General features: G+C 41.2%; 20 protein-coding genes and 1 pseudogene. 5 read left to right on the plus strand and 16 right to left on the minus strand.

What is annotated here, in order from left to right:
• Positions 1 to 29 precede the first annotated feature (29 nt).
• From AC3XNE_RS01380 to AC3XNE_RS01390, 3 genes are all read left to right on the plus strand, one after another.
• Complete coding sequence (locus AC3XNE_RS01380; RefSeq protein ID WP_489832469.1) at positions 30 to 1,898, plus strand: cation:proton antiporter domain-containing protein; 1,869 nt, start codon at positions 30 to 32, stop codon at positions 1,896 to 1,898.
• A gap of 87 nt (positions 1,899 to 1,985) precedes the next feature.
• Entirely contained in the window at positions 1,986 to 2,654 is a 669-nt protein-coding gene (locus AC3XNE_RS01385; RefSeq protein WP_489832470.1) for a histidine phosphatase family protein, read from the plus strand.
• Positions 2,655 to 2,680: 26 nt separating this feature from the next.
• Entirely contained in the window at positions 2,681 to 3,349 is a 669-nt protein-coding gene (locus AC3XNE_RS01390; RefSeq protein ID WP_489832471.1) for a histidine phosphatase family protein, read from the plus strand.
• 345 nt (positions 3,350 to 3,694) lie between these two features.
• Here the strand turns inward: AC3XNE_RS01390 and AC3XNE_RS01395 are convergent, their stop codons facing one another.
• The 6 genes and pseudogenes from AC3XNE_RS01395 to AC3XNE_RS01420 all read right to left on the minus strand — a co-directional run bounded on the left by AC3XNE_RS01395 (position 3,695) and on the right by AC3XNE_RS01420 (position 10,697).
• The gene (locus tag AC3XNE_RS01395; RefSeq protein WP_489832472.1) at positions 3,695 to 4,687 is read right to left on the minus strand and encodes a nuclease-related domain-containing protein; all 993 of its coding nucleotides are present in this window, start codon (positions 4,685 to 4,687) and stop codon (positions 3,695 to 3,697) included.
• Between the two features lie 116 nt (positions 4,688 to 4,803).
• Positions 4,804 to 5,781: an ABC transporter ATP-binding protein gene (locus AC3XNE_RS01400; protein ID WP_489832473.1), complete on the minus strand. Its 978-nt coding sequence runs from the start codon at positions 5,779 to 5,781 to the stop codon at positions 4,804 to 4,806.
• A gap of 24 nt (positions 5,782 to 5,805) precedes the next feature.
• Positions 5,806 to 6,846: an ABC transporter ATP-binding protein gene (locus AC3XNE_RS01405; RefSeq protein WP_489832474.1), complete on the minus strand. Its 1,041-nt coding sequence runs from the start codon at positions 6,844 to 6,846 to the stop codon at positions 5,806 to 5,808.
• A 9-nt stretch (positions 6,847 to 6,855) separates the two neighbouring features.
• Entirely contained in the window at positions 6,856 to 7,890 is a 1,035-nt protein-coding gene (locus AC3XNE_RS01410) for an ABC transporter permease (RefSeq protein WP_489832475.1), read from the minus strand.
• Between the two features lie 3 nt (positions 7,891 to 7,893).
• Positions 7,894 to 8,823, minus strand: a complete 930-nt coding sequence (gene opp3b / locus AC3XNE_RS01415; RefSeq protein ID WP_489832476.1) for an oligopeptide ABC transporter permease — start codon at positions 8,821 to 8,823, stop codon at positions 7,894 to 7,896.
• A 249-nt stretch (positions 8,824 to 9,072) separates the two neighbouring features.
• A pseudogene (locus tag AC3XNE_RS01420) lies at positions 9,073 to 10,697 on the minus strand (peptide ABC transporter substrate-binding protein).
• Positions 10,698 to 11,095: 398 nt separating this feature from the next.
• On the opposite strand from AC3XNE_RS01420, the gene hflX reads away from it, so the two are divergent.
• A complete protein-coding gene (hflX, locus tag AC3XNE_RS01425) occupies positions 11,096 to 12,355 on the plus strand; it encodes a GTPase HflX (RefSeq protein ID WP_489832477.1) in 1,260 nt (419 codons plus the stop codon).
• Positions 12,356 to 12,458: 103 nt separating this feature from the next.
• On the opposite strand, the gene AC3XNE_RS01430 is transcribed toward hflX, so the two are convergent.
• The 10 genes from AC3XNE_RS01430 to AC3XNE_RS01475 all read right to left on the minus strand — a co-directional run bounded on the left by AC3XNE_RS01430 (position 12,459) and on the right by AC3XNE_RS01475 (position 19,805).
• Complete coding sequence (locus AC3XNE_RS01430) at positions 12,459 to 12,869, minus strand: GNAT family N-acetyltransferase (RefSeq protein ID WP_489832478.1); 411 nt, start codon at positions 12,867 to 12,869, stop codon at positions 12,459 to 12,461.
• A 427-nt stretch (positions 12,870 to 13,296) separates the two neighbouring features.
• Positions 13,297 to 13,950 (minus strand): amino acid ABC transporter permease, encoded by a 654-nt coding sequence (locus AC3XNE_RS01435; protein WP_489832479.1) that lies wholly within the window; start codon positions 13,948 to 13,950, stop codon positions 13,297 to 13,299.
• A gap of 13 nt (positions 13,951 to 13,963) precedes the next feature.
• Positions 13,964 to 14,602 carry an amino acid ABC transporter permease gene (locus AC3XNE_RS01440; RefSeq protein ID WP_489832481.1) on the minus strand — a complete coding sequence of 213 codons (639 nt, stop codon included), beginning with the start codon at positions 14,600 to 14,602 and terminating at the stop codon, positions 13,964 to 13,966.
• On the minus strand, positions 14,599 to 15,429 hold the full coding sequence (locus AC3XNE_RS01445) for a transporter substrate-binding domain-containing protein (protein ID WP_489832482.1): 831 nt from the start codon (positions 15,427 to 15,429) through the stop codon (positions 14,599 to 14,601). The genes AC3XNE_RS01440 and AC3XNE_RS01445 overlap by 4 nt, the downstream gene beginning before the upstream one ends.
• Positions 15,430 to 15,441: 12 nt before the next feature.
• A complete protein-coding gene (locus AC3XNE_RS01450; protein ID WP_489832483.1) occupies positions 15,442 to 16,182 on the minus strand; it encodes an amino acid ABC transporter ATP-binding protein in 741 nt (246 codons plus the stop codon).
• A 389-nt stretch (positions 16,183 to 16,571) separates the two neighbouring features.
• Positions 16,572 to 16,757 carry a hypothetical protein gene (locus AC3XNE_RS01455; RefSeq protein WP_489832484.1) on the minus strand — a complete coding sequence of 62 codons (186 nt, stop codon included), beginning with the start codon at positions 16,755 to 16,757 and terminating at the stop codon, positions 16,572 to 16,574.
• Between the two features lie 35 nt (positions 16,758 to 16,792).
• Positions 16,793 to 17,578 carry a DUF6681 family protein gene (locus AC3XNE_RS01460; RefSeq protein WP_489832485.1) on the minus strand — a complete coding sequence of 262 codons (786 nt, stop codon included), beginning with the start codon at positions 17,576 to 17,578 and terminating at the stop codon, positions 16,793 to 16,795.
• A gap of 17 nt (positions 17,579 to 17,595) precedes the next feature.
• On the minus strand, positions 17,596 to 18,066 hold the full coding sequence (locus AC3XNE_RS01465; RefSeq protein ID WP_489832486.1) for a hypothetical protein: 471 nt from the start codon (positions 18,064 to 18,066) through the stop codon (positions 17,596 to 17,598).
• A 605-nt stretch (positions 18,067 to 18,671) separates the two neighbouring features.
• On the minus strand, positions 18,672 to 19,100 hold the full coding sequence (locus AC3XNE_RS01470) for a Fur family transcriptional regulator (RefSeq protein WP_489833353.1): 429 nt from the start codon (positions 19,098 to 19,100) through the stop codon (positions 18,672 to 18,674).
• Positions 19,101 to 19,223: 123 nt separating this feature from the next.
• The gene (locus AC3XNE_RS01475; RefSeq protein ID WP_489832487.1) at positions 19,224 to 19,805 is read right to left on the minus strand and encodes a guanylate kinase; all 582 of its coding nucleotides are present in this window, start codon (positions 19,803 to 19,805) and stop codon (positions 19,224 to 19,226) included.
• A gap of 282 nt (positions 19,806 to 20,087) precedes the next feature.
• On the opposite strand from AC3XNE_RS01475, the gene AC3XNE_RS01480 reads away from it, so the two are divergent.
• Entirely contained in the window at positions 20,088 to 21,485 is a 1,398-nt protein-coding gene (locus tag AC3XNE_RS01480; protein WP_489832488.1) for an APC family permease, read from the plus strand.
• The last annotated feature ends 161 nt before the right edge of the window (positions 21,486 to 21,646 follow it).

Here is a 21,646-nt window from a genome sequence, read left to right on the forward strand (position 1 = left end):
ACATTATTCAAATATAAGGAGTTGAAATTATGGACCTGTCCCTTGTTATCGTGGCTTTCGCGGCCTTTATCACACCCATGCTCTTAGCAAGGTTTAAAATATCCCTCTTACCTAGCTCGATCGCCGAAATTCTCGTCGGAATTGTTTTAGGGAAAAGCTTTTTCAATGTTATCCACTTTAATGAAGTTTTAACAACTATGTCAACTTTAGGTGTGATATTACTGCTATTTTTAAGTGGGATGGAAATCGACTTTTCTCTGTTCAAAAGAACCGACAGATCCACGGCTTTAGCTGCCAAAAAAGCCGATAACGCGGTTGAACATTCTCCTGTGTTTGCGGCATCAACGGCTTATCTTTTAACTATCGTGGCTGCCGTTATTTTAGCCGCTATTTTAAAAATCACGGGGCTTTTTGGAGATATGTACCTAGATGCGATCTTATTGTCCACGGTTGCTTTAGGGATCGTGATCAGCGTCTTGAAAGAAAACGAGCTGTTAAACAAACGGTTTGGTCAAACGATCCTATTATTTGCCGTGCTTGGTGAAGTGATCCCTCTCCTTGCACTCACGATCTATTCTTCGTTGAAGAGTGGGCGTGGCGGGACGTTATGGTTGATCTCACTAGTCTTTTTAGCCGCTGCTTTTCTCTTATTTCGTTTTCGAAATTTCTTTACGCATTTTCAAAAATACACGAAGTCAACGACCCAACTAGATATGCGTTTTGCGTTCTTGGTGATCATTGTTTTGGTCGTCTTGGCAGAAACAGTGGGTGCAGAAAACATTCTAGGCGCATTCTTGGCTGGGATCGTCATTAAGCTCTTAGAACCGGAAGAAACGACGCAACAAAAATTAGATGCGTTAGGATACGGCTTTTTGATCCCGTTCTATTTTATTTTGACTGGGGCCAAACTAGACTTGCCGGGGCTGTTAAGTTCTAAAACGACCTTGATCTTGATCCCTTTACTGTTGATGGCATTTATCCTTACCAAACTCCCTGCTTACTTCGGGTTCAAAACACTCTTCAGTAAATCTAATGCTTTCGCAGCCACAGAAGTCTCTGAAACGACCATTACGTTGATCTTAGCGGCAACTACTATCGCACAAAATATTGGGGCGATGACGACCACGCAAGGCGGAGCCTTTATTATTGCCGGGATACTGACCTGTCTAGTGGGACCTTTGTTTTTCAAACGTTTGTACCATCCCGAACACGAACCTGCAGCCAAAACAGATGTCCATTTGATCGGAGCTAGTTTGACAGCAGTCAATGCAGCTCAAGGACTCCCAACAGAATGGTATTCTATCAAAATGTACACCGACAACCACGGGCGTTACGAAGCGTATAAGGGCGTGACAGACATTACCTTCTTAGAAACGATGGACCCACAAAAATTGATCGCTGCGGGTATTTTTGACACTGACGTGCTGGTCTTGGCCCACCGTTTGGCAAAAGACAACTACGACTTAGCACTTGCCGCCAAAAAATATGGCGTGCCACGAGTGCTGTTACGTTTAGATACCCAAGAACCCGAAGAGGCACAAAACATGAAGGTCGAACTGGAAAAGAAAAACATTGAGTTCTTCAGTACGTTCACGACCGGTGTAGGGGTATTACGTTCGGCGATCCAATCGCCTGAGATATTACGTTTGTTGACGTCGAATGACGCCGAATTGTTCGAGGTCAAATTGACAAACTCGCTTTACGAAGGAACTGAGTTATCGGAATTGCCTGAGATCGAAAATATCGTAGTCAGCCGCATTGTTCGCGACCATGAATTTATTTCGCCAAGGGGAGGAACACAACTCCAAATAGGCGATGACCTGTTACTTTCGGGAAGCAGAGATGTGGTGGCTCGTTTGAGACAGATCTTAAATAATCAAAACTCGGTGGAACAATAAAATGCAATTTTTAATAATTAACAAAGATACTGACAGCTATCTGTTGTATACTAAATATAACAACACTGTAGAAGGAGGAATTCTATAATGTCTTTTTCAGTATATTTAGTGCGTCATGGAGAAACCTATTTAAATCTCTATAATAGAATGCAGGGATGGTGTGATTCACCTTTGACTGATAAAGGGATCGCAGATGCACATTTAGCCGGAAAGCGTTTGGCAAATAAACACTTTGACTACGCCTTCCATAGCGATACAATGCGTACGAAAAGAACGTGTGAATACTTGTTAGGGGAAAATAAAGCCTCGGCAGCGGATCTAAGGCCCAAGGAACTGCGGAACTTCAGGGAACAAAGCTTCGGCTATTTTGAAGGCTCAGATGCCAGCCAGGCTTGGACGATGATCGGGGCAAAGCACAACAGCCATTCTTTCAAGGATGTCGTAAACAACTATTCTTTAGTAGAAACGCGCGATTTCATGAAGGAAGCTGATCCATTTGACGATGCCGAAGATGACGCCGAATTTTGGAGCAGGATCAAGATCGGTTTTGATTATTTGCGCAACAAGATCCCTGATGGCAAAAATGTCTTGGTAGTCAGTCACGCAATGACGATCAGAAGCATCGCTAATTTATTTGACGAGAAAACACCCTTATTCCTAGATCCAGCTAACGGATCGGTCACCAAACTGACCGTAGATGGGCACAATTTCACGGTTGATTATTACAATCAAACAGGTGAAGATTTCGATTATTAAAAATTTGAAAGTAAGGAGTAGAAATTATGTCATTTAACATTTACTTAGTCAGACACGGACAAACGATCTTAAATCGCTATAACAGGATGCAAGGATGGTGCGACTCCCCACTGACACCAAAGGGAATGCAAGACGGCCACATGGCAGGACATCACTTGAGCCACATCAATTTTGCCAAGGCCTTTCATAGCGATACGACCCGTGCTGAGAAAACTTGTCACTTCTTATTACAAGAAAATGTTGCGTCGCCGGAACTGCCGGAGCCAGCTGAGTTATCTGCTTTTCGCGAACAGAGCTATGGTTATTACGAAGGCAGTGATTCTGACCAAGCTTGGTTAATGATCGGCGCCTCCCACGGCTGTCGTTCATTCCAAGAAATGGCCACAAAATACTCGATGGATGATACGAAGAACTTTACAAAACAAGCCGATCCCTTCCATAATGCAGAAGATGCTAAGGAGTATTGGAATCGTGTCGATGGTGGCTTCGACTATATCAAGAGTATCGCTCACGCCGATGATAACATCCTGGTCGTTAGTCACGGTACTACGATCAGAAGTATCGCCGCTCGTTTTGACGGACACGTTGATCAAACGGTTGGCCCCAAGAACGGCTCAATTACAAAATTAATCGTCGATGGCGATAACATTAAAGTAGATTATTTTAATCAAGTCGTCGATGAGTTTGATTATTAGTTAATTTTGGTAGTGAATATAACAAGTCGGCACCAGTGAGTTTTGATCAACTCACTGGTGCCTTTGTTTATCTTGCCTTATATTGTGGTTTGCGGGAGTTGCTTTGCTCTGGTCTGTGTTAAGTTCTTATTTTTGTGGTTATACCTCGCACTCTCTTCTAACCGCTTTTAAGTTTGCAGTTATAACTTCCAACCACTTCTAACTGCTTTTGATTTAACGGTTACAACTTCTCCTGACTTCTAACTGCTTTGGCATTTGCAGTTACAACTTCCACTTTCTTCTAACCGCTATTACATTTGCAGTTACAACTTCCACCGACTTCTATCCGCTTTCCAACTTGATCCATCATTTATCTCCTTTTTGCCAATAAATTCTTTTTTGTAAGCTTTTAAAGTGCTTTTCATCATTACCAAAGCAATATTCAAATCTAATTCCTTTATTTACATAACAGGATTTTCTTGATTTAAAGTCCATCAGTTCAAAGTACTTATACATGATAAATTTCAAATAACTTTTTTTATACCCCTCCCCAAAAAACTCCACCAAATCCCCGATCATCAAATTTCTTTGAAAAAATATTACACCGTAATCGCAAATGGTACGAACATAAGCAGTTTCTTTCGCTTCGGAAAAGCCGCAGCCCTTGCATTGCAAATAGTAACGATGTTGTTGCCACTTAAAGCTTCCACAGTTTGGACAAACGATCCCCGGTCGCAACTTTCTGTCACTCTCCGAGGAAAAATCAACGTCGGGACGATAAGGAGGTGCAATAAAAGGTTGTAAATACTTTTGCCAAGGAATTTGCACATTGAGCACGGCCGCGGTACATAGTTTTTGCAACCAATCACAAAATTCCCACAAATATTTGACAACGATCCCGGTTTCTCCTTGGATATCGATCTGCGCACCGGGGTCCGTAAAAACTAATACTTTCGTGATCTTTATTTTCAAATGTTGTTCTGCAAAGAGACGTGCCAGTATATCATGTGCGCGTTCGATTTGGTTGAAGATGCTATAGGTCAATGGTTTTTGATTATAATACCAAGTCCGGTCGCGAAAAACGTAGTGGCCATGATAATTTTTCATATCAATCAAATACAATCTATTACCGATCTGCATCAACTTATCGACCTGGATGCGCTTATTATCAAACACAATATTTACGTCATCCATTACGAAAAAACGGCCTTGAATGATCTGCGTAGTTAAGCTGTCAACATTCACCTCGCCTGCATACCCCTTTTGGTAGGAGAGCAACTGTTGTTGTTCTTGATGAGTTAGTTCCGTTCTTTCTTGCAAAGTTTCCAAATATTGAAAATCGACTGATTTTTGCCGCATTTTAATCCTCCTCGTCTTTACTAATAAATACGCAAACTAACTCAATTTCTTTTTTGAACGACATAAAAAAAGAGCAACTATTTCTGTTACGAAAATAGCTACTCTTTGAATCTGAATTAAACATTAGACGTTGTTTGTTTATCTTTTTTATAACTTTCTGCACGTTCTTGGTAAAATTGCATCTCTTTTTCAGAACAACGAACAAAGTGACCCGGTGTGATCTCACGTAATTTACGTGGTTGGCCTTCCTTGTCCTGCTCGATCGAAGCGTCATAAGGAACACGTTTACGAGTTCTTTCAAACTCCGGATCTGGTTCAGGCACCGCTGAGATCAAACTCTTCGTGTAATCGTGCAATGGTGTCAAATAAACATCATCAGCAGGTCCAACTTCCAACAAACGTCCAAAATGCAAAACTCCGATACGATCTGAGATGTATTTGACCATCGACAGATCATGGGCAATAAATAAGTAAGTCAAGCCTTTTTCTTCCTGCAGATCTTTCATCAGGTTAACTACTTGGGCCTGGATCGACACGTCCAAAGCTGAGATCGGTTCGTCAGCGATGATAAACGATGGTTCAACAGCCAAAGCACGCGCGATCCCGATCCGCTGACGCTGTCCACCTGAAAATTCATGAGGATAACGACTAGCATGGTCACGGTTCAAACCTACAGTTTCGAGCAGATCTTCAACTTTTTTGCGGCGATCGGCCTTGTCTTTTGCCAAATGGTGGATATCGATCCCCTCAGCAATAATATCTTCGACTGTCATCCGCGGATTTAATGAAGCCTGCGGATCCTGGAAAATCATTTGCATGTTACGAGTAAAGTCCAATTTTTCTTTCTTACTCTTAAACGAACTAACATCTTTACCATTAAAAATTATCTGTCCATCAGTCGGATTATACAAATGAATAATGCTTCGACCCGCCGTGGTCTTACCTGATCCTGATTCACCAACAAGTCCAAACACTTCTCCTTCATAAATATCAAAAGAAATGTCATTGACCGCCTTGACCATCTCAGGTTTGCCCACGCCGAAGTATTGCTTTAAATGCTTTACTTCGAGAACTTTTTTGTTATTATCTGGCATGTGGTTTCTTCCTTCCTTGGTCTATTAATTTGCACTGGCTTGCATTTTCTTGAAGATCTCTTGGCGCCGAACGATCTCTTCAGGTGGTGTGATCTTCGGTGCATCCGGATGAAGCAACCAGGTCGACGCATAATGCGTCTCAGAGACCTTAAAGAATGGCGGCTTCTCTTCGGAGTCGATCTTCATTGCATACGGATTTCTCGCTGCAAATGGATCTCCCTTTGGTGGATCCAATAAATCAGGGGGTGTTCCTGGGATAGCCCGCAGGTCAGTACTTGTCAATGTCGGCATCGAATTAAGCAGTCCCCATGTATATGGATGCTGAGGGTTGTAGAAGATCTCATCTACTGAGCCATATTCAACGATCTGTCCAGCATACATAACGGCCACGCGATCTGCCATCCCTGCAACAACACCCAAGTCATGGGTGATGAAAATAATTGAAGTTTCGATCTTTTGCTGCAATTCTTTCATCAAGTCCAAAATTTGTGCTTGAATAGTAACATCCAGCGCTGTTGTTGGTTCGTCAGCTATCAAGATCTCTGGGTAACAAACCAAGGCGATCGCGATGACGATCCGCTGGCGTTGTCCACCTGAAAATTGGTGTGGATATTCATTGATCCGTTCTTCAACGTTGTCGATCCCAACCAATTTCAAAATTTCCAGTGCCTGTGCAAGAGCTTTTTTCTTTTCTACATTTTTGTGTTTCATTAGTGGTTCAGCGATCTGACGTCCGATCTTCATGGTAGGGTCAAGTGAAGTCATTGGATCCTGGAAGATCATGGCAATATCTTTACCACGAACACCCTGCATCTGCTTCTCTGACTTCTTCAAAATATCTTCACCATGGAACATGATCGAACCGCCAACCACTTTAGCGTTATTGGCCAAAAGTCCCATTAAACTTTTAGTTGTAACTGATTTACCTGAGCCAGATTCCCCCACGATCGCGAGTGTTTCACCCTTATCTAAGTGAAAACTAACATCACGAATGGCTTTAACATCGCCTGCGTAGGTATGAAAATTGATCTCTAGGTTATTGACATCTAAGATTCTTTCACCCATAAATACGACCTACCTTCTTGTTCTAGGATCAAATGCATCACGTAAACCATCACCCAAAAGGTTGAAAGCAATCATTAAGATAACCAAAACGATTGCTGGGTACCACATCTGATATGGTAAGAACTGGAAGTTCTTTTGCCCATCGTTTAACAACACACCAAGTGAAGTTTGTGGTGCCGAGATCCCGATACCAATGAAACTCAAGAAAGCTTCGAAGAAGATGGCACTTGGGATCGTGTACATTGTCTGAATAATAATGATACTTGAAACGTTTGGTACCAAATGTTTCCACGCAATTTTCGATGTCGACTCACCAAGCGTTCGTGCGGCTAAGACATACTCTTCAGTCTTAAGCGACAGCGTCTCCGCTCGGATCATCCTGGCCATCGTGGTCCATTCTGAAATAGCCAGGGCCAAGATGATCGAAGTCATTCCTGGCTTGAAAACGATCAGCATCAAAACAACGATAATTAAGTTAGGGATGGACGAAATGATCTCGATGATACGCTGCATCACATTATCAGTTCGTCCTCCCTTCCAACCCGATACGATACCATAGGTGACCCCGATCAGTAAGTCAAATAGAGTCGCAACGATCGCAACGGTCAGTGAAATTTTTGTTCCGTAAGTGATACGTTGTGCTAAAGAATGTCCTAAATAATCAGTTCCCAAAACAAAATGAACATCATCTTTGACGCCGTTTTGCTTGTAAACGTCTGTCCATTCACCGCTGACTTTCATTTTACCGTTTAAGCCGTTGATATTGATGCCAGGGATCTTAGCCGGCAGGTTGGCATATTCTGGGTTGGATTTCACCAGCTCGGAATGGTTGATAAATGGCGTCGAACCAAATGACACTATCATCATTACCAAAACGATAAACAAAGAAATCAATGCGCCCTTATTCTTTTTCAAACGACGCCATGCATCTTGTGAGAACGTCAATGAAGGAGCAGCAATTTTTTCACTGTCAAGCTCTTGCTCATGATCTTGAGCCAATGGTTCGAAGCTATCTGGTTGTAAATTATATTTCTCTTCTGCCATTTATTAGTCCTCATTTCCAGTAAGTCTGATCCGTGGATCGATAATTCCGTAAATAATATCTGTGATTAAGATGATCAAAACTAAGCCGAAGCAAAACAACATAGTAACACCCATAATTGTTGGGTAGTCGTTGGTCTGGATCGATTTAACATATTGCTCACCAATTCCAGGGATCGAGAAAATATTTTCGATAACCATTGAACCAGTCATCAAAGCAACGGTATATGGTCCGATCAGTGTAACCAATGGGATCAAACTATTTCTTAAAGCATGGTGGTAAATGATCCCAAATTTGTTCAAACCTTTAGCGCGCGCCAATTCGATATAATCGGAGTTCAAAACGTCGACCATCCCGGTACGAATGAAACGCGCCGTTTCCGCTAGCGGGCCAACACCTAAAGCGATCGTAGGCAAGACTGTGTACGAAAAACCACCCCAATCGGCGATCGGGAACCAGCCAAGTTTCAACGAAATATAGTACTGTAACAAAACAGCCAAAACAAAGTTAGGTACTGATTTACCTACAATAGATAGGACTGTTGCCGAGGTATCGACCCATGTATTTCGATAGATAGCAGCTACGGAACCAACGATGATCCCTAAAAGAACACCGAAGACCATAGCCTGGACACCCAATTGGGCGGAAGCACCGATCCGACTTGAGATCAAGTAAGAAACGGGCTGATTACTAAACTGGAAGGAAGTTCCCAGATCTCCGTGGATCATCCCGAAAATATAGATCACGTACTGTAACCAAATAGGTTTATCCAAACCATACTGCTGGTTCATGATCTTGATCTGCTGTGGTGTCATTTTTTCCTGGTTAGAATATGGCGTCCCTGGCATTAACTTCATTAAGAAGAATGTTATGGTAGCTACCAAGAACAGTGTCAAGGCCATATATAAAACCCTTTTTAGCAGGTATTTCTTCATAATTTACCCTCACATTCTAGGTTCATATTATGTACAACAACCAAGTCAGCCTGACCCGACTTAGTTGATGCAACATCATGCAATTAGCATTTTTTAATTTTAACTTTTAGATTCTTATTTTGCAATTCTTATCTCTCATAAAATTCGGCTTTTGCCAAAAGCCTCTAGTATAAACCAAAAGGAACTGACAACATAGAGCGTGTCAATTCCCCCTGGCTGCACTCGGCTTTTTTAATTAACAAGACCGGTTTATTCCTTGATATAAGCGTTCTTAAAGTTATAGTTGGCACCAGATGAATTGTAGATAACGCCCTTAACTTTATCTTTGACCATCCATGCAGTCGATTGTTGATAAAGTGGAGCAATACCTTGTTCTTGTGTCAAGATCTTTTCAGCTTTGATCAAATCATCCCAACGTTTGTCAGTATTGCCGGCATCCGTTGTCTTAGAAGCTTGGATCAACTTGTCGTATTCAGCATTCTTCCATTCACCATCGTTTTGAGAGTTGTTAGACGTGAATAAGTCTAAGAAACTGATCGGATCAGCAAAGTCTGCGCCCCATGCTGAGATAACTAAATCAAAGTCACCTTGCTCAGAACGTGTCAAACGTGTCTTGAACGGTACGTTTTGAACATGCACATTAACACTCTTACCAAGAGTGGATTCGATCTGACTTTGAACGAACTCTGTAGAGTCCTTAGCTTTATCCGAATCATCACTCAAAAGATTGATATCCATCTTGGATTCGCCGATCTCTTTCATACCTTCTTGCCATAATTCTTAGCTTGAGCCTTATTGTATGTTACACCATCCTTAACGTAAGCTTGATCAGCAAAATCTTTGCCGTCATTCTTAGCTAAGCCCTTAGAAACAAGACCCTTAGAAACTGATGAACCGTCACCTAAGACTTTATTAGTAAGCTGTTTCCGGTTGATAGCCATTGACAGTGCTTGACGGATCTTCTTGTTTTGGAAACGTTTCTGAGTTTGATTATACTGGAAGTAGAATGTACTTGCAGCTTCACGTACTGTGTATTCCTTATCATTCTTCAACTGTTTTGCTTGTTCAGAACTCAAAGGAGTAGCGTCCAACTTGTTTGTCTTGTACAAGTTGTAAGAAGTTGAGTTACTCTTGTTGACCTTGAAGTTGATAGCATCAAGCTTGACGTTCTTCTTATCCCAATAATTTTTGTTCTTAGCTGCTGTCCAGCTCAAGTTAGAACCTGTCCACTTCGTTAACTTAAATGGTCCGTTATAAACCATATATTTCGAAGCTGTACCATACTTACTGCCGGCATCCTTAACGACCTTCTCATTTTGTGGGAAGAATACTGGGAAGCCCATCAACAACTTAAAGTATGGGATCTTCTTGTCAAGTGTGACCGTCAACTTATAATCGCCGTCAGCCTTGATCCCCAATTCACTGGTCTTCTTTTTGCCATCCATGATGTCGTTAGCGTTCTTAACGCCATCAAAGAGGTAAGCATACTGTGAACTGGTCTTAGGATCAACGGTTCTACGCCAGGAATAAACGAAATCCTTAGCAGTCAATTTATCGCCGTTAGACCATTTTGACTTACGTAAGTCAAATGTATATGTTTTGCCGTCGTTTGAAACAGTAGTCTTTTTAGCCAACCCTGGTTCGATCTTGGAATCTTTACCCAAACGATAAAGACCTTCCATCGTATTATTCAACTGGTTAAAACTAACAACGTCAGTTGCTTTAGACATATCCATTGTTGGTAGTTCAGCAGTTTCATCCCAATTCAAAACTTGTTTTGAATCATTAGATGAAGACTTAGAACCACAAGCGGCTAAAGTCAATGCGGAAACAGCCATGACAGCACCCGCTGTAGCAAATTTTTTAAGCTTCATTCTAGTAACAACTCCTTTTTATATGTATTGACAGATACCGCACATATCTCTCTCAACGTTGTATAAATTTTATATGAAATTGATATTAAAATCAAGAGTACACTCTAATTTTTTTAATATTTATTTTTGATGTTTCGCATAAGCGTCCGTTTTACGCGGTATAAGGGCCTTATTTTTTCTCATTTTTCGAAAATGTGAACAATTGTGAACGTTTTAATATTGCATGTGCGCAGTCGAATATCTCTTAGTTTCTTATTTTCCTTTCATGCGCTAGGCAAACTTTCTTAGAGTTTGCTAGTGATTATCCGCCAAAACTGCCGCACCTTTATTTTCTTTTGCAGCCAAAGAAAACAAAGTAAATGTTATAATGGCTATGAAGTACGAATGGAGGAAAATATATGGATCGTGCAATTCTTGCAGGAATCGATAATGGACATGAGAATTTTGAATATACAATGAGTGAGTTAGCAGCCTTGACCGAAGCCGCAACTATTAGTCCACAAGTAACTATTACCCAAAAATTAGATAAACCGGTCGCTGCCAGCTATTTCGGCAGTGGCAAATTAAATGAGATCAAAAACGCCGCCCAAGCAGCAGAAGCTATCGATCTGATCGTCAACGATGAATTGACGCCTACGCAACTAAGAAATATCGAAGATGAAACAGGGTTGACTGTCATCGATCGAACGGCACTTATCTTGGAGATCTTTGCCCGCCGTGCACATACCCGTGAGGCAAAACTGCAAGTACAGATCGCTTCATTGCAATATCGCCTGCCTCGCTTGCGGACTTCCAGCTTAAATCGGTTTGACCAACAAACTGCCGGGAGTGGTGGTAGCTTTACCAGTCGTGGTGCTGGTGAAACACAAATGGAATTAAATCGGCGGACTATTCAAAATCAGATCACTCATTTGCGGCATCAACTTAAAGAGGTCGAACAAGAAGAACGAACTAAACGTAAAGCACGCGATCGTTCCGGCTTAAAAACAGTCGCACTGGTCGGATACACGAACGCCGGCAAATCCACGACTATGAACGGCCTCCTGCGTTTGACGAAGCAAGACTCAGAAAAACAAGTCATTGAAAAAAACATGCTCTTTGCAACTTTGGACACATCCGTCCGTAAAATCCAGTTTGAAGACAATAAAGAGCTCTTACTCAGCGATACGGTCGGTTTTGTTTCATCCCTACCCCACCAACTAGTCGAAGCTTTCAAAACCACCTTGGCAGAAGCAGCTCAAGCAGACCTTTTAGTACAAGTGATCGATGTTTCTGATCCACACGCCAAGGAAATGGTCAAAACAACTGAGAAAACTTTGCAGGAGATCGGAGTTTCAGGGATACCAATGATCTATGCGTTTAACAAGGCTGACATGGACCCACAGTTACGCTATCCAGAAATAGCAGGAGATCAGATCACATACAGTGCACAAGATGATGAGTCTTTACAACTACTGATCAAAATGGTGAAAGAAAAGTTATTTGCCGATTTTATCACTAAAACTTACCTGATACCATTTGATCAAGGTAAATACTTGGAACAATTAAACAATAATTCCAGCGTTTTAAAAACAGATTATACGACAGAAGGAACCGTCATTACGGCAGAAGTCTCGCCCACAACTGCTAGCATTTTGCAGAAATTTGAAAAAGCTTAGACAAAGAAGAAGTAGCGCAGAAAAATGAAGTACCTCATAATTGTTAGTTTCTATTTCTAACAATTATGAGGTACTTCAACACGTTACTTCTTTTTTATTCTCTTTAACGAACTCTTCGGTCCATGAAATACGCAGATAAGTGGTTATCACTACCTTCTTGAAAACCTAGGTAATGGAAAAACTTACGTGCGTCATTATTAGGTTTTGCTGCAACCATGATCTGACCGACCGCTCCAAAATAATTTAACAGGTGCAGCATTAAAGTTTTACCGATCCGTTTTCCCTGAAATTCGGGGCAAACCAAGAGATCCTGAACGTAAACGACCGTCGAAAAATCACTTAAAGCACGGACCATCCCAACTAGCCTCTCCCCTTCATAAGCTGCGATCACAAAAGACTTCTTTAATCCTTTTTTTAAGTTATCTATATTTTCAACGTCCTTTTGCCATCCGACTGAGTCATAGAGCACGGTGATCTCTTTTTTAGTTAGTCTGGGATTTACAATCAAATCCATGATTTCACCTCTCTCGAATATGTATTCATAACAAAGATTAAAATAATATGATAATTTTATGTTATTTATTATAAGAAAATCAGCTGTGCTTTTCAAGCTAAATTTAAATTTATCCTTATTTTAGGCGTTTAGCCCAAGAAAAATGCGCAATTTTCTTTGGGCTAAAAATGAGATTTTTCAGCAGATCACACAAAAATCCTCATAAACGAATATCAGTAAGATGCATTACAAATTTGAAACTATCAGTCGTTATCATCTGCCTCACTTTTAATGCTTAACACTCTCAGCTTGATCTTCAGCTGTTTTTAGCAGTTCATCATTTTAAAGCTATAATTTTAGCTAAGAAAAAAACTGCCCTATCCTAGTTAGAATAAGCAGCTTTATTTTAGTATTCCTAAATTTTTAGTTATGATCAACTTCTAGGGGTCTAGCCAAAGCGTTTTTCCATTCTCCTTGCGACTATGGATAAAGCGTAACAGACTATGAAGTACATGACAGCGATGATCAAGTACATCGGCAGCATATACCTGGTATCCTGCCCATAAATTATCTGGGCACGATAAAGCAATTCTGGCAGCACGATGATCGTTGCCAACGATGTATCTTTGACCAATGAAATGAACTGCGAAACCAATGGCGGGATCATCTTTAGCAAAGCTTGCGGTAAAATGATATGCCGCATAGCCTGCCAGTATGACATCCCAGTCGAACGCGCACCTTCCATTTGTCCAGGATCGACCGCAATGATCCCACTACGAACGATCTCAGCCAACATCGCTGACTCAAAGACAACCAAAGCTGTGATCGCAGCAGACATCGGTGACATCCGCAGACCCGTCCTCGGCAAAGCAAAGTAGGTGAAAAAGATGATCAGCAGCAACGGTAAGTTACGCAGGATATCGATCACAAAACCTACAAACGCCGAAACATACTTGAAACCAACATAGCGAATGATACCAAGGATCAATCCGATCACGAAACTCAAAACGATCGAGATAAACGAAACTTCAAGCGTAATGCCCAAACCTGCTAGTAAAAACTTAATGTTGATCCACGAATAAGCTTGACTTAAAATAGACATCTTTTCTCACCCCCTAGGCTAATTTCTTTTCGAGATGACGCATGTAATAACTTAATGGCAAAGTCAAGATCAAATAAAAGACCCCTACGACTAAGTAAGTATTAAACGTGTCAAAAGTTGCTGATGCCAAAGCATCTCCCCGATACATCAAATCAAATCCAGCCACGAAAGCCAAAACTGAAGAGTTTTTGATCAGGTTGATAAACTGATTTCCCAAAGGTGGGATCACTAAACGGAAAGCTTGAGGCAACACGATATAACGCATTGCTTGCCAATATGTCATCCCATTAGAACGAGCACCTTCCATTTGTCCAGGGTCAACAGACTGGATCCCAGCCCGGACCGTCTCGGCGATAAAAGAAGAAGTGTACAAGGTCAAGCCTACTGTCCCGGCTGCAAAGCCAGACATTGGAGCGACATATTGTGGGATAACCACATAAAAGAACATAGTTATGACCAGTAAAGGAATATTCCGAAAAATTTCAATATATGCATGGGCTATCCCGCGGGCAAGTTTGCTCGGTACTGTTTCTATGATCGCAAAACCTGCTCCAATGATCAGTGAGAAGAACAAGGCGATCACACTAGCCAGCAAAGTATTGCCAAACCCAGTTAATAGGGTCGACCAGTTATTAATTAAAACTTGGATCATGGTTCTTCCACCTCCTTAACATCAAAGCCAGGAATACCGCCAAACCATTTTGCTACCAAACGTTTGTATGTTCCGTTTGCCCGGAGCTCATTTAAGGCCTTATTCAAATGATCGCGCATTTCATCTTGACCCTTATCTACAGCTAAGCCGTAAGGTTCATTGGTAAAGGTGCCGCTAACAACTTCATAGTCTGGATTTTCTTTAGCGATACCATACAAAATACCATTATCAGTCGTCATTGCGGTCCCTTGCCCCGACTTGAGAGCAGTGAATGCCTGGGCGTAATCATCTAATTCTAAGACCCTGGCTTTCGGAGCATACTTATGCACATTATCGACCGCAGTCGTTCCCTTAACGGCCATGACTTTAGTTCCCGTCTTATTAAGATCGCGGATCGTTTTGATCGAGCTGCCTCTTTTGACTAACAAAGATTGGCCGGCACCGAAATAAGGTTGCGTAAAGTTGATGATCTTCTTACGTTCATCAGTGATCGTCATCGCAGCTGCAACAGCATCGATGTTACCATTCTTGAGCAACGGTACCTTCGTCTTGGCAGTCGTTTGTACAAACTCTGCTTGAGCATCTTTACCATACATTTGCTTGGTCAATGCTTTAGCCAGATCAACGTCAAAACCGTCAATATTACCAGTTTTCACGTTCATTAAACCAAACAGACGCGTATCAGCTTTAACGCCCCAAACGATCTTTTTAGTTTCCTTCGTACTTTCGTAAACATTATCTGGTTTTTTTTCAGCACAGCCAGCAAGCACGGTCACCAAGAAAACTGGTACCAGTAAAGTAAGTACCCTTTTGAACCATTTTGACATGCTTGCTCCCCCCTATTTGTGCACGATGATCTTGCTTAAGAATTGACGTGCACGTTCTTCAGTTGGATGATTGTAAAATTCTTCTGTCGGATCATCTTCAACTATCACTCCATCATCGATAAAAACCACACGGTCGGCTACTTCGCGAGCAAATCCCATTTCATGAGTCACTACGACCATCGTCATATCCGTCGTCTGTACGATCTTCTTGATAACATTCAAAACATCATCGATCATTTCCGGGTCCAAAGCACTAGTTGGTTCATCAAACAACATTACTTTGGGGCGCATTGCCAATGACCGAGCGATAGCCACCCGTTGTTTTTGCCCACCAGATAACTGGCGTGGTTTGGAATCAACTTTGGAGGTCAAACCAACTAAGTCAAGATAATTCATCGCGATCTCTTTATTTTCTTTTTCGTCACGCTTAAGGACCAAACGCGGTGCCAACATGACGTTTTCTAAAACTGTTTTGTTGTCATACAGGTTAAAATGCTGGAAAACCATTCCAACATCACGGCGGAGTGTATTTAGATCCGCTTTTTTACTTGAAAGATCCATCCCATTAACGAGCAATTGGCCAGATGAAAAACCTTCTAGTCCATTGACCGTCCTGATCAAAGTACTTTTTCCAGAACCAGATGGACCGATCACAACAACGACCTCACCTTGATTGACCTTCAAATCGATATCTTTTAAAGCATGAAAGTCGCCATAAAATTTATTCACTTTATTAAATTCGATCATTGCCATATCTATCGCCTGCTTTCGTTTCAATTTTTACAAAGTCTGAACTTTGTGTCTAGTAACACTAATAATTTTATAGAAAAAAAACAAGAAAAGCAAGAAAATACTCAGGGGGCTTACTAATTTTCATATATTGTTAGCGCTTACAACTACTGTTGTTAAAGGATTTACAAAATTTGAATATATACAATCTTCATACATTCACGAACATTAGCTCTTTTTTGAAGGAAAATTGACATCATGTCAAATGTCTTCACTATAAGTTATTAGCCCTTAAACGATAAAAAATCCCTTGTTATCAGTTAATTTTTGATAAACAAAGGGAATTAATTTATCTAAATTTCTAAAATGAAACCTAACATCACTGTGTCAAATAAGCAACTAAAAATAATATATCATTGTTGTCTTGTTCGACGGCTCAGATAGTGCTTCTTATCTTTTTGTTCTCCACTACCTTTTGATTCTTGCTCATCTTTCTTTGCGGCTTGCTCTTTTTTGTGAAGTCCAAATTTTCTAGCAGGTTTCTCTTCGCTCTCCCCTTCTTCAAGCTCATCTTGTTTGCCAAGGTCTAATTCAGGCACCGGAGCACCTTTCTTTTTATAGGCAAACTTAACATCTATTTCATAAGGTTGTTCAAACTCTTCTGCCCCTTGACGAGTCGCTTTTTAGCAGGACCACCAGTTAAGACTACAGTTGCAAGATAAACGTCAAACTTCTTAACGGCCTCACTTGCCGTTAATAGCCCAATGGTATCGATCGTTGCCAGATCAGTTGAGCGCATCTGATTGATACCCCCACGGATCACCAATTTCTGCTGTTCTTCAACCATTCCAAAATACGGTAAAGCAACTGGTTCGACCAATTTATGAACTTCCTTGCCGCTGTTTTGGGAAAGCTTAGCGATCTGTTTATCAGTCATTCCAGAATAATTAGCATAAACAAAGCCAATATCTTGTAATGCCTGAGCCATTTCTTGGATATTATTTTTTTGCGTATCAGAAATATCCAAAGTAGCTGGAAGAAAATCTTCGTTTTCGCCAAAGATCCCATTTGTTTGGACAAAACCAAGTCCAACATGTGCCAGAGCTTTTTCTTCTTCGCTTAGAGGATCCTTAGATTCGATATGCAAAGCCTTTTCGATCCTTGGTGATACATCATATTTTGCTTGCCTATCAGTAAAATAATACATGATATTTAAGTAACAAAAGTACGCGATCCCTAAAAAGGCAAGAATAAACAAGGTCCCTCTTCCGGGAAAACCATTTCTAAAGAAACGATACGATACGTACAACAGGTAAAAGTTACCTCCTGTTGCTAAAATCGTATAGACTCGACTCTTGATCGTAGCACTTAGATTAACATAGCCAAGCGAGGCGGCAATCGTCTGAAATAAAGCAAACATAAATTTAACCTCCCTCCCTATTCACTATCTTCTTGCGTATTGGGCGTTTGTTGTGCGCCAGTATTATTGTCAGAATTACCATTATTACTATCGTTGCCTGTATTATTACCAGTATTTCCATCTTGGGTACTACTGTCATTCGCAGAAGATCCATTTTGACTTTGATCACTATCATCGCTACTGTCATTACCATTTTGACTTGTAGCAGACGATGAGCTGGCATTAGAAGTTGAAGACGAACTTTCTGCAGAACTATTTGCCGAAGAAGAATTTTCGCCCTGGCTTGAAGAACTATTAGACTCACCAGATTCATCTGAAGTCAGCGAGCTGCTGCTGGACAACGAAGACGAACTAGAAACCACTGAACTTCTCGGTTTACCTTCTGAAGAATGAGTAGCCGTATTAACAACAACATTGGTTGCACCAAGAGCAAGGACCGCCGAAAAAATAGCAAACGGTGTAATAAACGGTGCAGTTCTCTTAGACACTTCTCTTCCTCCTTTAAAAACAGAGCGGAGAAACTCGGGAGACAATGAGCATTATCGGACTTAGACCTTATAGTGCGGTCTTGGCACTGTGAAGTCTAAGTTGGATAAGCGGAGTTGTCTGAGTTTCGCAGCTCGACTATAAAAACAGAGCGCAGTGAAGCGGGAGAAAGTGAGCACTATCGTAGTCTAGTCATATAGCGCGGTTTTTGCGCTGTAAGACTAGACTGGGATAGGCGGAACCTTTCTGCTTCATGTAGCTCGACTAAAAACAGAGCGGAGCAAGCCGGTTAAGCCTCGAGCATTATCGGAGCCAGGAACTATAACGCGTTTTTCAGCGGTGTAGGCCCTGACTTGGATAAGCGGAAAGGCTTGGCTTGCGGAGCTCGACTATAAAAAATAGCCTACGAACCCCCCAACTTGTCCGTTAACTGTTAAAACATTTAAATATTAATTTAAACCAACCATATAATATAAAAAACTGCCAGCTAAAAACCTGACACACACTTATTATAGAATAATTTTTCTACTAGGGAGCAAAAGAGACTGTTTCCTTAGATAAATTTAAAACTGTTAACGATTTATACAGAAATACTATCATGTGAAGCTCAAGAAACACCTTGCGCTAGACATTTGTCACAAATACCATAGATCTCAAAACGATGCCCTTCGATCTTGCAGCCGGGCAATTGTTCTTGAAAATAATCCAGAGGGCATTCTTCGAGTTCAAAGACAGCACCACAATTGCGGCAAATAAAATGGTGATGATGCATATTGCTAAAGTCGCACTGATACTTAACTATCGTGCCGCCAGCCTGGCTTTTAGTTTCAATAATTCCGATCTGTTCAAATTCACGGAGATTACGGTAGACTGTGTTATAACTCATCGTAGGATAAATTTCACGCATATGTTTATCAACTTGGGTAACTTCCAAATATTCGTGCTGATTATCACTCAAGTACTCTATCAGACTGCGTCGTTGTTTGGTCAATTTATAATTATTCTTTTTTAAGATCCGAACTGCATCAGCGATCAAATCATTCACATCCTTTAAAAAGTAATCATTACTACTATGGTATAGTAGCACGAATATTCAACCACGTTAACTAACAGGTCCCATCGTTAAATAACACAGAGTGGCTGAAAAATAAAGATTGTTTCAATTTCGCAGATCAGGGGCAGCAACCTTCCAACCAACCTTAATTAACCAAGCATCCAGGTAATGCTTAGTTTGTTCCCAGTCATCATTCAGTATAAGTTCGGCATGTTCGTGTAATTCTTGGGGTAACTTAAGATCACGTCGTGCTTCTGAACTTTCCAGGCGCTTTTTGATCAACTCTTCTCTGTCGCCACGCTGTGCAAGACGACGGGCTTGCCTTTTTTGGTCAGAAGTTTCTAAGTAAAGGACCAATGTTTCTGCTGGCATTTTTTGCAAGTATGAGATCGCACCTTTGGTATCCAAGACGATCACCGTCCAGTCATTAAGTTGCCAGGCTTTTTGTAACCCCTCAACCGAGGAACCATATTTTTTATCATCATATTTAACATGTTCTAGGAAGTGATTGTCAAAAAATGAACTATCTGTCTCAAAATAATAATCCACACCATCCTCCTCGCCAGGCCGTTTTTGTCGAGTTGTGTGAGTCAAGATCTTTTCCATGCCATACTTTTCAGTCAGATAATTACGGACCGTCGTTTTGCCGGTCCCTGGCGCTCCGGTGATCACTACCACATGTTTCATGTCAAATTCCCCCCTATGCTTTTCTATATTCTATCATTCTCGATATCTTATGTGTACCAAATGACCTATACGCGGTCTAAACTTCTGACATCTGATGTCATTTAAATATTTGGCAAAATCAAATTGTTTCGTTTCAAAAAATTATTTTCTAATTTTTCTTTAACAATGCATGCCTTTATGATATAACCGTATGTATATTAAATTTAGATTTGGCAACTTCCTAGATTAATAGAACTCTCATTTTAAATTGGAAGTTGTGAAATTTTATTTGGAGGCATACTTATGAGTTTAAGAGAACGTGTGACCCGCAAAGAGGATCTCTCCCGCTACTTGGACCAAGATAAAAGGTTCGAAAAAACTATGGGCTCATCTGATTTGATCGCTATGGGCGTGGGAGCAGTGATCGGCACGGGGATCTTCATCCTTCCAGGCACCGTGGCAGCTGTGCACAGTGGCCCTGCCATCGTCTTGTCATTTGTGATCGCGGCTATTGTTTGTTCAACTGCAGCCATGTGCTACGCTGAATTTTCTTCTGCCTTACCCATTGCCGGCAGTGCTTATTCCTTTGGCAACGTTATTTTCGGGGAAGGTCTCGGTTGGTTTCTTGGTTGGTCCCTGATCCTAGAATATATGTTGGCAGTCGCTGCGGTATCGTCTGGATTTGCTTCATATTTTAATTCTTTTATTGCAGGTTTCGGTTTACATATCCCCCAAGCTTTGAATGGACCATTTGATCCAGCTCACGGTACATATTTCAATATCGTGGCTTTTGCCATTATCTGGGTGATCTTTTTGCTGCTTTCACGAGGTGTTTCAACTTCAATGAAAGTGAATAATTTGATGGTCATTATCAAAATCGCGATCATTATCCTATTCTTATTAGTAGGTGCTTTCTTTATCAAACCTGCTAATTGGAGCCCCTTCGCTCCATTTGGCGTAAAGGGCGTGTTTTCAGGTGCTTCCTTGGTATTTTTTGCCTACCTGGGATTTGATTGTGTCTCTGCAGCTGCCGCCGAGGTAAAACAACCAGAAAAAAATATGCCTCGCGGGATCATTGGTACTTTGGTGATTTGCACAATTTTATACATCCTCGTCTCCATCGTCCTGACCGGTATGGTCAAATATACCAAACTAGATGTCGGCAATCCAGTCGCTTTTGCCTTGCAACTTGTCCACCAAAATTGGGTCGCTGGCGTGATTTCCGTCGGAGCTATGCTAGGTATGTTTACAATGATGATCTCGATGATCTACAGTCCTTCTCGCTTGATCTATTCGATCGGGCGTGATGGCCTCTTCCCTAAATTTTTGGGCCAGGTCAGTGAGAAAACTCATATGCCCACCCACAGTATGCTCGCAGTAACGATCATTATCAGCGTGACAGGAAGTATGCTGTCGCTTGACCAGCTGACTAACTTGGTCAATATTGGGACTTTGATGGCATTTACCTTCGTTTCAGCTGGGATCATTCCCTTGCGCAAACGAAAAGATATCCCAAACAAAAACGGCTTCAAAGTTCCTTTCTATCCTGTTTTACCGATCATCTCAGTACTTTTATGTATTGTGATGTTGACCCAGCTTTCTAGTGAAACATGGATCATGTTTGCTGTTTGGGTAGTGATCGGCGCCATTATCTATTTCAGTTATGGACTTAAACATAGTAAACTAGCCCAAGACAAATGATATAAATTATAAACAGCAAAAAGATGTCGTTTTTTCCTAATTGGGAGAAGATGACATTTTTTCGTGTGATCCTAAACAAACTACTCCTAGTATCTTACTAGTCCACTTTATTATGTTTAATGACCAAAAAACAACTCTCCGCCGTATCGGACGAAGAGTTG

It is taken from the genome of Ligilactobacillus sp. JN-6 (Y).1 (assembly GCF_058111525.1).